Genomic DNA, 12,014 nt, shown 5'->3' with positions numbered 1-12,014 from the left:
TCGTCACCTCCCTGCAGGCGGCTCTTATTGCAATACCTTTGTAATGGTATACACATCCGTAACCTTACCTTCGTCCATCAATTCATTAAGCTTTGATTTTATCATAGATTCAAGGTTAGAAATTCCAGTCTTAAATTCTTTTACATCCATTTTGGATAATTCTTTAATTAGAATGTTCTGTAGCTGGAACTCTCTCTTTTGCAATTCTTCTTTAGCCGCTTTGTTGTCTGTTACAATTTGAAATTGAACTCTCACAAAGCGATCATCCTTCAAGTCTGTTGTTAGTTCTTCCGTTTCGAAAGAAGCCTCAACGACTTCATCAATGGAGCGCCCCTCACCAGCTGCTTGGTCTCGGTCCATATTTAATACGAATATAAGTGCTACCACCCCGACAACTGTGATGCCGACCAGTGCGATAATCATTGTTTTCATTACATTTCCACTCAAGAAGAACCCTCCACATCTGCTCGTACACCAACAAGTCCTACTTGACGATAGAACTGTTTAACGAGTCTTGTAACCTCATCCTCTGTTTCCGTTACAAAATACTTTCGCCCATTCGATAGGGTGATTGTTGTATCAGGTAAGGATTCAACCATTTCTATGTAGATGGCATTGACCGTAACGGATTGGCCGTTTAATCGTGTTAAAGAAATCATAGTGATATAGGGAGCAAAACGCCTCCGTTCAACTCCCTGCCCCCTTTATGTTATCGTTTCAAGTTTACAAGCTCTTGGAGGATTTCATCTGAAGTTGTAATGATTCTTGTGTTAGCTTGGAACCCACGTTGTGCTGTAATCATGCTTGTCAGTTCTTCGGCTAGGTCTACGTTCGACATTTCAAGTGCGCCGGAAACAATGGAGCCGTTGCCGTTCGTGCCTGGGGCATTTAGATTCTCAACACCGGAGTTGTTGGATACGGCGTATTCGTTTCCGCCAACCTTATTTAAGCCTGCTTCATTTGCGAAGTTAGAAACTTGGATCTGTTGATTTGAAGTAGCATTACCATCTTGGTCTACAATGGTAATCGTGCCGTCATTGCCTATGCTGAAACTTTGAGTAGTTGTTGGGATTTCAATCCGACCATTATCCCCAATTACATACTTACCGTTTCCGTTCACCATATAGCCATCCTCGTCCAGATAAAAGTTCCCAGCACGAGTATAAGTTGGATTAACTGCAGCACCATTCCACTCAGCTAACTTAAACATCCCATCACCATCTAACGCCAAATCCAACGTACGGCCAGTCGTCTGGAAAGAACCTTGCGTGTTAATGGTATCAATTGACCCAACAGAACTTCCTAAGCCTACTTGGACTGGGTTCGTCCCACCAAGACCATTCGCTGCAGAGTTTGCCGCGCTCATTGTCTGGCTAAACATATCTTCAAATGATGTACGTGCTTTTTTATAGCCAGTCGTATTCACGTTGGCGATATTGTTACCAATCGTGTCGAGTTGCGTCTTGAATCCGCCCATACCAGAAATACCAGAGTATAGAGAACGTAACATGAATAAATCTCCCCTTTTTAATAGTGACTGCTTCCATCATTCCACAGCCCCTAGGCCTCCATTATGGTCCAGCCTATTTGTTTAATAAGATCGTTCCGTTAATATTTGTGAAGATGTGAGCGTCGGCTTCCCCACGTGACATGGCAGTAATGACTGTACGTTTATGGGTGTTGACGATTAAGGCAGCGTCTTTTGTAAGCACGAGAGATTCCGTAACCCCTTTTGATTTCGCTTCTACCATCTTTTCATTTAATAGATTGACCTGTTCAAGCGACAGTGCAATGCCTCTTTGCTTCATCCTCGTCTGAGCATGCTTAGAAAACTGAAGGTCTTCTGTTTGTGCCAATACCTCTTTGAATGTGTTCTTTTCGGTCGTTCTCGGTTGATTTCGGACTGAATGGTATTGCATCGATTGCTGATGCAACGGATGTAAGCGATCCACCATCTCCCCACTTCTTTCTTATTCCGATTCACCGCTCAGGCGTACAACCTCTTCACTCACAATCTTCGCACCATTCTCTAGTTCGAAATAGATTTGGTCTTCTTTCTTTGAAACGGCTTGAACGATTCCTGAAGCAACCGTTGTATTTCCTTCGCCATCACGTTCATTATATTGAACGGTGTTACCTAACATAGAACTATACTGCGCTACCGATTGATAGGATTGTGACTGCACTAACCGCTCAATTGAAGATGCCATGTTCATGGACTGCTCAAGCTGAGAAAATGTAGCCATCTGGTCGACGAACTTATTGGTATCCATAGGACTAGTTGGGTCTTGATTCTTAAGCTCTGTTAATAAGAGGTTGAGAAATTCATCTTTATCTAGACCACTGGCCATATTGGAACTTACGGATTTCGTAGACGTTTGACTCGTTAACAGTAAACTTGGGTCAATAGTAGTCAATGAAATTCACCTACACCTGTTCGTTTAAGATTTCCTCAAAGCTTGTTGAGGATGAGTCCTCTCGTTCTTCCTCATGGGAATGGGGAGAGTGATGCTGTTGTTCTTGTTTCCCTTGTTCACGCTGTTCATGTTCAGCCTCTTGTTGTGAGAAGTTTAGAACATCTTGCTTCTCGATAACCACCTGATTTGGAGAGAATAGATGTCTGAGTTGTTGGATATTTCCTTCTAGCATCTCTTTCGAAGCTTGAGAGGTTACTAGAATCTTAACCATCATTTCTCCATTCATTTGAGTTAACTTAACGTTCATCGAACCTAAATGATCAGGTCTTAATACGATGGACAACTCTTTTCCTCCATGTAATCCCTTTGTAAATTGGCTACTCGAGATGAGTTGCTGAAACTTCTCAAATAATTGACTGTTAGATGGAGCTTGTCCAGCTTGATTCGGGCTATTTGTATGAAGGACAAATTGCTCAACTTGACTCATCGGCATAGCTGCTGAAGTGGCTTGGCCTTGTTGGGACCATGATAGCTGAGTAGCAGAAGTCGTTTCTTGTTGTAGCACCGCCTTCATCCATTTCCCAATGTCTTTCCCCGTAACGACTGATTCTGTTACATATCCTTTAGACATCGTTTCCTTAGATACAAGCGTAAAGAGCGTTTGTTCAATGACCTTCGCTTCTTTAGATGTCATGCCATGCTCTTTAAGAATAATTGAGAAGCTCCCTTTCCCATCGGTTGTCTCACTTCCGCCCATCTGCTGCTTCATTATTGCAGCTAAATCTTTCATGACATGAAGAAGTTGTTGGCGTTCCTTTACGTTCAATGAACCTTGGTCCTTCAGTGAAGCTAACAAGTCTTTAGCTTGGTTGATTAAATCTGTCAATTTAACCTCTTTTGATGCATGCATGTCTATAGACGTTAAGGGTTGTATGGCTACTTGCCCTAAATGCTCCAGGTTCGAAATATTCATTGCTGGCATATTTTCAAGGACATCCTCACCTCTTACCAATCGTTCCAACCCAGCTAAAAACTGTTGAAGTGATGTGACATCTTCACTAGATAACTCTATCCTCTCTCCGTCCATAAGAGACAACTCGAAAGAAGATGAGCGTTCGCTAGTCGCTTGTGTTAGCTGATTGAGTTGTTGCACGATTGGATTTGGTAACGATTGAAATAAAGACAACAACTTCTTAGCATGGTCTCCCATGCCCTCCATGTTTCCTTGAAGCAAGTTTTGAACCTTTTCAAGCGCTTCAGGAGATAAGGATTGGAGTACACCTACTAAATCCTTTAATACAGTTTCCATACTCCCCTTTTCGCCTTTAGGCATCCCTTCAAGTAAGGAATTAAATCTATTCCCAAAAGAAGAGGTTTCACCTTGCTGTTGAACGGGTAACACACGGTTAGGTGTATTTCCAGTAGCAATTATCGCTGTAATGGCATTCATCGGCGCGTTGTCACCTCCTTTCTAGATTTGTACATAGAGGATTAGCCGCCATTCACTTCTTCAACCATGGCATTGGTTAATGATGCAGCTTGATCGGCAGGCATTTGTTCGAGAACCTTACCTCTTTCATCGCTAGATAGATTCGTTAAGATCAGTACTGCCTCTTCTTGACCTAAATTGGACAAGATTGCTGCAGCTCGTTCAGGTTCCATCTTTTCGTAAGCTGAGGAAACTTCTTTGATCTCAGCTTTTGTTTCCTCTGAAGAAGTGGCACTTGACTCGAGTTGTTTGTTCAGCTGTTCAATGCGGGCATTCAAGTCTTTTACTTTCTGGTCTTTTACGTCAATTTGTGATTGAAGCGTATCGATTTGTGCTTTTTGGTCTTGTATTTGTGCTTTTAGCTCTGTATTTCCATTTTCACTTTGCTCACGCTCTTCCTCACCACTTGCCATTTGAGAAATTCCCGGTATCGACTTTCCTAATTTTTGAGCTTCATCGAATACATTTACCCCGGCGATGGTTAGCACAATTACGAGTAGCGACAATGCAAAGATTGTAGGAATTAGTACAACGAACAAAAACCATTGAAACTTGCCCGTTTTCCTTTCAGAGCCTACCTTACCTTCTGTGGCCATCATTGCTCACCTAACTTTGACTTAAGAATTGCTGTACAGATATCTCATCCATCTGCTGTTTTTCATAATACAGCTCTGATTGACGCTGCTTCTCGACTTTATTTTGGATTAACTTTTCGTATTTCTTCGTGTCTACATGTGCTTCTTGAAGTGCTACATGTTGGTCATTCATGTGTTGCCTCGCTTGTTGCACACTGCCTTGTAGCGATGCAATTTGACCTTCTAAACGACTGATATAATCCACTGTTTCTTGAATAGTTGTAATTGACAACCCAGTCTGTAACGTTTGTTCATAACGTGCTTCGGCTTGCTCTTTCTTCTTCAACAGCGTATACAACTGGGTCGCGACGTCCTCAAATTGTTCTTGTGCTGTCTGATATTCCTGTTGGACTTCTAATTTACGTTGTTCTTGTACGTCCAATAACCGATGGAACGTAGCCAAACTAGCCATTTACTTTATTCCCCCTAAGTAATTCAAACATGTGATTCAACGTTTCTTGATGCGTCACTTGCTCATGGATTCCTTGTTTAAGAAATTGAATAATACTTGGATGATAGTGAATAGCTCGGTCAATTTCCCGACTTGTCCCCTTCTTATAGGCACCAATTTGAATAAGCTCTTGGTTTTCTTCGTAGGTAGCCAGTAGTTGACGGACCTCAGTTGCAGCTTGTTGATGTTCTTCGCTCGTAATTCCTTTCATCACACGACTAATCGACTTTAATACATCGAGAGCCGGGTAACGACCTTGTTCTGCGATTCTTCTGTCTAATACGAAATGTCCGTCAAGGATTCCACGTACGGTATCCGCGATTGGCTCATTCATATCGTCACCGTCGACTAAGACCGTATAAAAAGCTGTTATCGTCCCGTTATGATTCGTACCGGTGCGCTCTAAAAGCTTTGGCAAGATGGCGAATACGGATGGCGTGTAGCCTTTCGTAGTAGGTGGCTCGCCTGTAGCTAAACCAACCTCCCGCTGTGCCATCGCAACACGTGTGATGGAGTCGAGCATGAGATTGACGTTATACCCAAGGTCACGGAAATATTCACTAATAGCAGTTGCGGTGTAGGCTCCTTTTATTCGCATAAGTGCCGGCTGGTCAGAGGTTGCTACGACGACAATCGACTTTTTAAGTCCTTCTTCGCCAAGGTCTTTCTCAATAAACTCTCTCACTTCACGACCGCGCTCTCCAATTAAAGCAATGACATTCAGGTCTGCTGTACTATTTCTAGCAATCATCCCCATCATTGTACTCTTCCCTACCCCACTCCCTGCGAAAATCCCAATACGTTGACCTTTGCCAACCGTAAGTAAGCTATCAATGGCTCTCACACCTACTTGTATCGGTTCTTCTATCGGTGGCCTTGAAAGCGGGTTAGGTGGCATTTGGTCAGTGGGGTAATCCTTCAATCCCTTTGGCAACGCCCCTCCTGTTAACGGTCGACCAATCGCATCCAATACTTCACCGATTAACTCCGGACCCACCTTGACTTGAAGGGGTTCACCTGTAGCTTCGACAAGACAGCCTGGTGCTATATCTTGGATCGTTGAATAAGGCATTAAGAGAACGTTCTCGTTATGAAACCCAACTACTTCTGCCATAATTTTCTCACCGTGACGAGAACTTGAATGAATGAGACAAACATCACCAACACTTGCCTCTGGACCTTTCGATTCGATCATTAGCCCAACAACGCGATGAATTTTCCCGTAGCGTTTATACGTATCAATTTGGTCAATATGTTGAAAGAGTTGATTGACCTTCACTTGAACGTACCTCCTCTAAGATTGAAAATAATGAATCCCTTAATTCATTCAACTGACTATCAAGACTCGCCTCAATCCGTCCAAACGGAGTCTCTAAAATACATAAATATACTGATTCCCCTTCTTTCGGATAGATAGCTAAGTCTAATTGGTGATCAAGCATTTGCTGGAACTCTTCTTTATGTTGAAGCAAGGAATAGTAGAAGTTCGGATGAACATATAAACTAACACTTTCCTGTTCTTTCACTTCATGAATCGCTGCTCGCACGATAGACGTAAAGGCTTCAGGACGCTCATCCAACGTTTGCTTCATTAAATGAGAGGCTAAATTAAAGGACATTTGCAAGATCGTTTCTTCGGCTGATTCTACTTTTTCATCATGTTGAACCTTAGATTGTGCAACGATGTTCCTTGCATCATCTAGGAGCCGTTCATATTCTTGATGTGCAGCCTCTCTCCCTCGCTCGTAGCCAATTTGGTAGCCCTCATCCTTCGCAAGCTCCACAACTCTCTCTCGTTCCTGCTCCCATTTCTCGCGTTCAGCATTGGCATCAGCCAAAGCTTGCTCTTTTATTCTCTCTGCTTCCTCTCTTGCCTGTTGCAAGTGAAGTTGCGCGTGTTCCTTAGCCTGTTCAGCCTCTTGTACGAGTTCTTCTTTTGAACGTTCCGTTTCAATAGGCGCTCGCTCTTCAAGAAGAACGGGTTTAATCCCGATGACTTTCGGCTGAACAGAGCGGGATGAGTTAGACAATAATATCGTCTCCTCCACCACGGGCGATAACAATCTCGCCCATTTCTTCTAATCTTCGAATGATTGTCACAATCCTTGTCTGTGCTTCTTCCACATCACGCAATCGAACTGGCCCCATAAATTCCATTTCTTCATTAAAGGTTTCCACCATACGGTTCGACATGTTGTTGAATACCACTTGCTTTACTTCGTCACTTGCTACTTTAAGTGACAACATTAAGTCTTCGTTCTCAACTTCTCTAATTACGCGCTGAATTGCACGATTATCAAGCGTAACAATGTCTTCAAAGACAAACATACGTTTCTTAATCTCTTCTGCTAATTCTGGATCTTGAATTTCAAGAGCATCGAGAATCGTTCGTTCAGTTGAGCGATCGACACCATTTAGGACTTCAACGACTGATTCAATCCCACCCGTTTGTGTATAATCCTGAGCAACAGTAGTCGATAGCTTCCTTTCTAGAATCTGTTCCACTTCATTGATGACTTCTGGAGATGTGGAATCCATCGTTGCAATTCTTCTCGCTATATCTGCCTGCATTTCTTGAGGAAGCTCTGATAGGATGCCTGCAGACTGCTCCGAATCTAAATAAGACAAAATGAGTGCAATGGTTTGTGGGTGTTCATTCTGAATGAAATTTAAAATTTGAGATGGATCCGCTTTCCGTGCGAAATCAAACGGTTTGACCTGTAGGGAGGAAGTGAGACGTGTAATAATTGTGTTCGCCTCATTCTCTCCTAGCGCTTTCTCCAACACGGTCTTGGCATAGCCAATTCCACCTTGAGTGATATAGTCTTGAGCTAGAGCAATTTGATGGAATTGTTCAATAATGTCATCCTTTTGATTTGCTCCTACTTTACGAACGGATGATATTTCAAGCGTCAACTTCTCCATCTCTTCTTCAGATAAATGCTTATAAACTTGGGCAGCTACATCAGGACCTAGAGAAATGAGAAGTACGGCAGCCTTCTGTCGACCTGAAAGTTCTTCTGTTTTCGCCATAAACGTCTCTCCTCCTTAATCCTCTGCAATCCAAGAACGTAACAACTTCGCAAACTCTTCTGGTCGTTCTTTTGCCATTCGTTCTAGTTGCTTCCTGCGGACCGATTCTTCTGTTTCTTTCTCTTGATCGATATCTGGGACATGAATTGGTGTGTCCATTTGGTCATATTGTTGTGACTGGTACGTGTCAGTTGATTTAGCAGTACGATTCCGTTTTCTAACCAGCATCAAGAGTAGTATTATAATGAACAACAGTAGAGCACCGCCTACGATATACACCCAAGTTGGAATCCCTACATTACCACTTGTACCATAATCTGGTGTACCGTTAAACTCCTGAAATACAATTGATGTCTTTTCTTCAGGAGTAAACTCTCCATAATCAGGTGAAATTGAAGTAGAAACTATCGAATTCAATATGGAGGAAATACTTGCTTGTACGGTTTGTTGCTCGGCTTGTGTAAGCAGAGTCGCCTCGCCGTCTTCTCCATCCTCTTTAGCTGTATCGACAGCCACTTGAATTCCAAGATCTCTAAGTTTATAAGGACTTTCTACAATGTTCTTCTTGATCTTGTTGTATTCATAGTTAATCGTTTCTTTCATAGATTCGTAGTCGCCGTTTTCTCCATCTGTCTCGGTGTTGTAATTGGCAACATCATCTTCACCGGTACCTGCAACGCCTTCTGCTGCTCCGTCACCTGAATACGTTTCAGTTATACGCTCTACACTAACAGGCAAGCCCTCCGTATCTTCTTCATCAACAGGCTGCGCCAATTCTTCTGTACGACTTTCCTGTTTGAAATCCACATCGGCTGTTACAGACACTCGAACTTTATCAGGACCAATCATCGTCGCAAGCATTTTCTGAACATCTTCTTGAATGTCGCTCTCGATGCTATCTTTAATCCCTTGCTGTGATTCATACTGATTCCCTGTACCCGCTACTACTGTAGAACTGTCTAAGTCAAAGTACTCAAAATTCTGGTTCATAATGACGATGTTATCTGTAGGAAGGTTGGGAACAGCTTTCGATACAAGATTGTACAAACTTTGAACCTGTGCTTGGTCGAACTGACTCCCAACTGTCTCAATAACGATGGAAGCAGAAGCATCTTGTGGCTTTTCATTCATGAACACGGATTCTTCTGGTCGGTTAATCATAACCTTGGCATTATTAATGCCTTCCATGGTGCTGATGAGCTGAGAAAGCTCTGATTGCATCGCATCCAGTTCAATCACATCAAATTCATTGTCTGTCATGCCCCATGATGCATTTGAACTAAAGAAAGAGTAGTCAATGTTCCCACTGTTTGGCAACCCTTGTGACGCTAGTTCAACTAGTAGTTGGTCAACTTGTTGTTCAGGTACAAGAACCGTCGTTCCTTGGTTGGACAATTCATGTTGAACGCCTCTAGTCTGCAACTCTTCTGTGATTTGACCTGCCTCACTAGGCGATAAATTGCTATAGATTGGAACCATCTTTGTGTTTGAAGCGAACATACTGACTGAAACAAGTAAGACAATAAAGGCAATAATCCCGCCAAGTACCCCCATTTTCTGTGCAGTTGAACGCTCCTTCCAAAAGGTTCTGAGCCGATTCATATATTGTTGTAAGTTCTCGTTCATAATAGCCCCCGTGATTCAAAAAGTTAGCGCGGATCCGTTCTATGATTATATCTGCATCCGCATGATCTCACGGTAAGCATCTAACACTTTCCCCTGTACCTGAACAGCTGTCTGAACGGTAATGCTCGCCTTTTGTGCTGAGATCATTACGTCGTGGAGATTATCAACTTCTCCTTTAGCCAGTGCTTCTGTTTGCATATTCGACGTATGCTCTACCTCATTAACGGACTCGATTGCATTCTTTAAGCTGGTAGCAAACGATTGCTGTGCCTGAGCAGGTGTGACGTTAGATGTCTTACCTGTCTGTTCCGATAGGACAGCGGCCGTTTGACTTATTCCATTTATCGTATTCACTCTACGACATCCTTTCTTTATCGACCAATTTCTAACGCCTTCATAAGCATGGACTTAGAAGCGTTTAATGCTGTCACATTTGCTTCATAAGATCGAGTTGCACTCATCATATCTACCATTTCTTGCAACGGGTCAACGTTTGGCATCGCAACATAGCCACCTTCATCTGCATCAGGATGCGAAGGGTTATACACCATCCGATTCGGCGCATCATCTAGAACGATGTTTGACACTTTCACACCAGAAGCGGGGGATGCCTTATTTACAGCCTCATTTAGTTGACTTTTAAATGAGGATGACCCATCTGACTTAAATTCAACCATTTTACGCTGATAAGGTTGCCACGTCCCATCTTCAGCCTGAGTGGCACGCGTTGTCTCTGCATTTGCAATGTTAGACGACACTACATCCATCCTTAGACGTTGAGCAGTCAAGGCGCTCCCACTCGTGTTAATCGAAGAGAAAATACTCATAAATTAGCTCCCTCCTTTAAGTACGTCTTGTAATGTTCGGAACTTGCCATTTAACCGATTGACAAGAGCCTGATAATTAAGCTGATTCTTTGCTAATTCGGTCATTTCTTGATCCATATCAACGTTGTTTCCGTTGTTGTTAAACGTTGTTGAGGATCTCTCTTTTACTGTGAATGTTGGGTTCGAGCTTTCAAAACTCATATGTTTATCATTTGTCCGTTTCGCATCAAGACGCCCTACTTCTTCGGATAACACGCCTTTAAATGAAACTTCCTTCGCTTTATAGTTCGGAGTATCAACATTCGCAATATTCGAAGAAATCGTTTTGTTTTTAGCAGAAGCATAATCTAATGAGGATTCAAGATTATGAATGGTCGAACTAAATAATCCCATTCACCTACCCCTTTCATCTTGTGGAAATTTGCGTTAAGTATAGGTGCCTATATGTAATCCAATAAAAGCCAACTAAGGAAAGATGTCGAAAAAAATCACCTACATGTATACTTTATTGCTATTTTTTATAGAAATAAATAGGGATATGTGACTATCTATAGGGAAATATATGTGAATAATTACCCATCCGACAATATTCGACTATATTTGGCGTCAGTTGCTATGTATATTACATTATTACACATGATTCGACACAAAAACATGCCTTTAATGTAAAAAATGTTAAAGATTAATTACAATTCCATATCAACCCACAAAAATAACCCCCGCCATATTAGGCGAGGGTCACTTTCCTACTAATTAGTTTAACTTCATATTGTTAAGCTCAAGTAAAAACTTGTTGTTTAATACTTTGATGTATGTTCCTTTCATACCTAGGGAACGAGATTCAATTACACCAGCACTCTCTAGTTTACGAAGAGCGTTAACAATCACAGAACGGGTAATTCCTACTCGATCGGCAATCTTACTTGCCACAAGTAACCCTTCTTCTCCTTCTAACTCTTCAAAGATGTGCTCTATTGCTTCAAGCTCACTGTAAGAAAGGGAGCTGATTGCCATTTGAACAACCGCTTTACTGCGGGCCTCAAGCTCAATTTCCTCAGTTTTCTCATGTAGGATTTCCATACCTACTACAGTTGCACCATATTCAGCTAACAGCAAATCGTCATCATTAAATGAATCAGATAAGCGGCTTAGGATTAAAGTACCAAGACGCTCTCCTCCACCAATGATTGGAACAATCGTAGTTAGTCCTTGCTCAAACAAATCTTTGTTCTCTACAGGGAACGCAGTATAATCACTTGTAATATCAATGTTCGCAGTCGTTTCATTGATGTTGAAGAGACGCTGTGTATACTCTTCAGGGAATTGACGTTGGTCAAGCATCGCTTTCATACGCTCGTTGTCAATTTCTTGCTTGATGGAATAACCAAGCAATTTACCACGACGACTTACGATAAAGATGTTCGCTCCAATCGTATCACGTAACGTATTGGACATATCATTGAAGTTCACCGATTTTCCTGTTGTCTTTTGTAACATCGCATTAATCGAGCGTGCTCTGTCTAATAATTTCATATA

16 protein-coding genes are annotated in these 12,014 nt (G+C 42.1%); all 16 read right to left on the bottom strand.

What is annotated here, in order from left to right; translation table 11 throughout:
- Nucleotides 1-24: 24 nt before the first annotated feature.
- The gene (fliL, locus tag H513_RS0105210) at nucleotides 25-447 is read right to left on the bottom strand and encodes a flagellar basal body-associated protein FliL (protein ID WP_026799783.1); all 423 of its coding nucleotides are present in this window, start codon (nucleotides 445-447) and stop codon (nucleotides 25-27) included.
- Nucleotides 444-659, bottom strand: coding sequence for a flagellar FlbD family protein (locus tag H513_RS0105205; protein ID WP_026799782.1), 216 nt, complete (start codon nucleotides 657-659; stop codon nucleotides 444-446). Before H513_RS0105205 ends, fliL begins: the two co-directional genes overlap by 4 nt.
- 50 nt (nucleotides 660-709) lie before the next feature.
- Complete coding sequence (gene flgG, locus H513_RS0105200) at nucleotides 710-1,510, bottom strand: flagellar basal body rod protein FlgG (RefSeq protein WP_026799781.1); 801 nt, start codon at nucleotides 1,508-1,510, stop codon at nucleotides 710-712.
- A gap of 73 nt (nucleotides 1,511-1,583) precedes the next feature.
- Nucleotides 1,584-1,952, bottom strand: coding sequence for a TIGR02530 family flagellar biosynthesis protein (locus tag H513_RS0105195; RefSeq protein WP_231572068.1), 369 nt, complete (start codon nucleotides 1,950-1,952; stop codon nucleotides 1,584-1,586).
- Nucleotides 1,953-1,970: 18 nt separating this feature from the next.
- Nucleotides 1,971-2,417: a flagellar hook capping FlgD N-terminal domain-containing protein gene (locus H513_RS0105190; protein ID WP_026799779.1), complete on the bottom strand. Its 447-nt coding sequence runs from the start codon at nucleotides 2,415-2,417 to the stop codon at nucleotides 1,971-1,973.
- Nucleotides 2,418-2,427: 10 nt separating this feature from the next.
- Complete coding sequence (locus H513_RS20815) at nucleotides 2,428-3,867, bottom strand: flagellar hook-length control protein FliK (RefSeq protein WP_026799778.1); 1,440 nt, start codon at nucleotides 3,865-3,867, stop codon at nucleotides 2,428-2,430.
- Between the two features lie 41 nt (nucleotides 3,868-3,908).
- Complete coding sequence (locus H513_RS0105180) at nucleotides 3,909-4,502, bottom strand: MotE family protein (protein WP_026799777.1); 594 nt, start codon at nucleotides 4,500-4,502, stop codon at nucleotides 3,909-3,911.
- 10 nt (nucleotides 4,503-4,512) lie between these two features.
- The gene (gene fliJ, locus H513_RS0105175) at nucleotides 4,513-4,953 is read right to left on the bottom strand and encodes a flagellar export protein FliJ (RefSeq protein WP_026799776.1); all 441 of its coding nucleotides are present in this window, start codon (nucleotides 4,951-4,953) and stop codon (nucleotides 4,513-4,515) included.
- On the bottom strand, nucleotides 4,946-6,271 hold the full coding sequence (fliI, locus tag H513_RS0105170; RefSeq protein WP_026799775.1) for a flagellar protein export ATPase FliI: 1,326 nt from the start codon (nucleotides 6,269-6,271) through the stop codon (nucleotides 4,946-4,948). The genes fliJ and fliI overlap by 8 nt, the downstream gene beginning before the upstream one ends.
- Entirely contained in the window at nucleotides 6,240-7,022 is a 783-nt protein-coding gene (fliH, locus tag H513_RS0105165) for a flagellar assembly protein FliH (protein ID WP_026799774.1), read from the bottom strand. The genes fliI and fliH overlap by 32 nt, the downstream gene beginning before the upstream one ends.
- Nucleotides 7,015-8,025 carry a flagellar motor switch protein FliG gene (fliG, locus tag H513_RS0105160; protein ID WP_026799773.1) on the bottom strand — a complete coding sequence of 337 codons (1,011 nt, stop codon included), beginning with the start codon at nucleotides 8,023-8,025 and terminating at the stop codon, nucleotides 7,015-7,017. The genes fliH and fliG overlap by 8 nt, the downstream gene beginning before the upstream one ends.
- A gap of 15 nt (nucleotides 8,026-8,040) precedes the next feature.
- On the bottom strand, nucleotides 8,041-9,651 hold the full coding sequence (fliF, locus tag H513_RS0105155; protein WP_026799772.1) for a flagellar basal-body MS-ring/collar protein FliF: 1,611 nt from the start codon (nucleotides 9,649-9,651) through the stop codon (nucleotides 8,041-8,043).
- Nucleotides 9,652-9,696: 45 nt separating this feature from the next.
- A complete protein-coding gene (fliE, locus tag H513_RS0105150; protein WP_026799771.1) occupies nucleotides 9,697-10,005 on the bottom strand; it encodes a flagellar hook-basal body complex protein FliE in 309 nt (102 codons plus the stop codon).
- 17 nt (nucleotides 10,006-10,022) lie between these two features.
- Nucleotides 10,023-10,478, bottom strand: coding sequence for a flagellar basal body rod protein FlgC (gene flgC, locus H513_RS0105145; protein ID WP_026799770.1), 456 nt, complete (start codon nucleotides 10,476-10,478; stop codon nucleotides 10,023-10,025).
- Nucleotides 10,479-10,481: 3 nt separating this feature from the next.
- On the bottom strand, nucleotides 10,482-10,871 hold the full coding sequence (gene flgB / locus H513_RS0105140; RefSeq protein WP_026799769.1) for a flagellar basal body rod protein FlgB: 390 nt from the start codon (nucleotides 10,869-10,871) through the stop codon (nucleotides 10,482-10,484).
- A 360-nt stretch (nucleotides 10,872-11,231) separates the two neighbouring features.
- Nucleotides 11,232-12,011, bottom strand: a complete 780-nt coding sequence (codY, locus tag H513_RS0105135) for a GTP-sensing pleiotropic transcriptional regulator CodY (RefSeq protein ID WP_026799768.1) — start codon at nucleotides 12,009-12,011, stop codon at nucleotides 11,232-11,234.
- Nucleotides 12,012-12,014: the final 3 nt, after the last annotated feature.

This window comes from Pontibacillus halophilus JSM 076056 = DSM 19796 (assembly GCF_000425205.1).
GTDB lineage: Bacteria > Bacillota > Bacilli > Bacillales > BH030062 > Pontibacillus_A > Pontibacillus_A halophilus.
This window is presented reverse-complemented; position numbering and strand designations above follow the sequence as displayed.

Excerpts from the sequence above, each read along its gene's own strand:
- H513_RS0105205 (WP_026799782.1), bottom strand. The coding sequence starts at position 659 with ATGATTTCTTTAACACGATTAAACGGCCAATCCGTTACGGTCAATGCC.
- H513_RS0105180 (WP_026799777.1), bottom strand. The coding sequence starts at position 4,502 with ATGGCCACAGAAGGTAAGGTAGGCTCTGAAAGGAAAACGGGCAAGTTT.
- H513_RS20815 (WP_026799778.1), bottom strand. The coding sequence starts at position 3,867 with ATGAATGCCATTACAGCGATAATTGCTACTGGAAATACACCTAACCGT.
- fliF (WP_026799772.1), bottom strand. The coding sequence starts at position 9,651 with ATGAACGAGAACTTACAACAATATATGAATCGGCTCAGAACCTTTTGG.
- flgC (WP_026799770.1), bottom strand. The coding sequence starts at position 10,478 with ATGAGTATTTTCTCTTCGATTAACACGAGTGGGAGCGCCTTGACTGCT.
- flgB (WP_026799769.1), bottom strand. The coding sequence starts at position 10,871 with ATGGGATTATTTAGTTCGACCATTCATAATCTTGAATCCTCATTAGAT.
- codY (WP_026799768.1), bottom strand. The coding sequence starts at position 12,011 with ATGAAATTATTAGACAGAGCACGCTCGATTAATGCGATGTTACAAAAG.
- fliJ (WP_026799776.1), bottom strand. The coding sequence starts at position 4,953 with ATGGCTAGTTTGGCTACGTTCCATCGGTTATTGGACGTACAAGAACAA.
- fliG (WP_026799773.1), bottom strand. The coding sequence starts at position 8,025 with ATGGCGAAAACAGAAGAACTTTCAGGTCGACAGAAGGCTGCCGTACTT.
- flgG (WP_026799781.1), bottom strand. The coding sequence starts at position 1,510 with ATGTTACGTTCTCTATACTCTGGTATTTCTGGTATGGGCGGATTCAAG.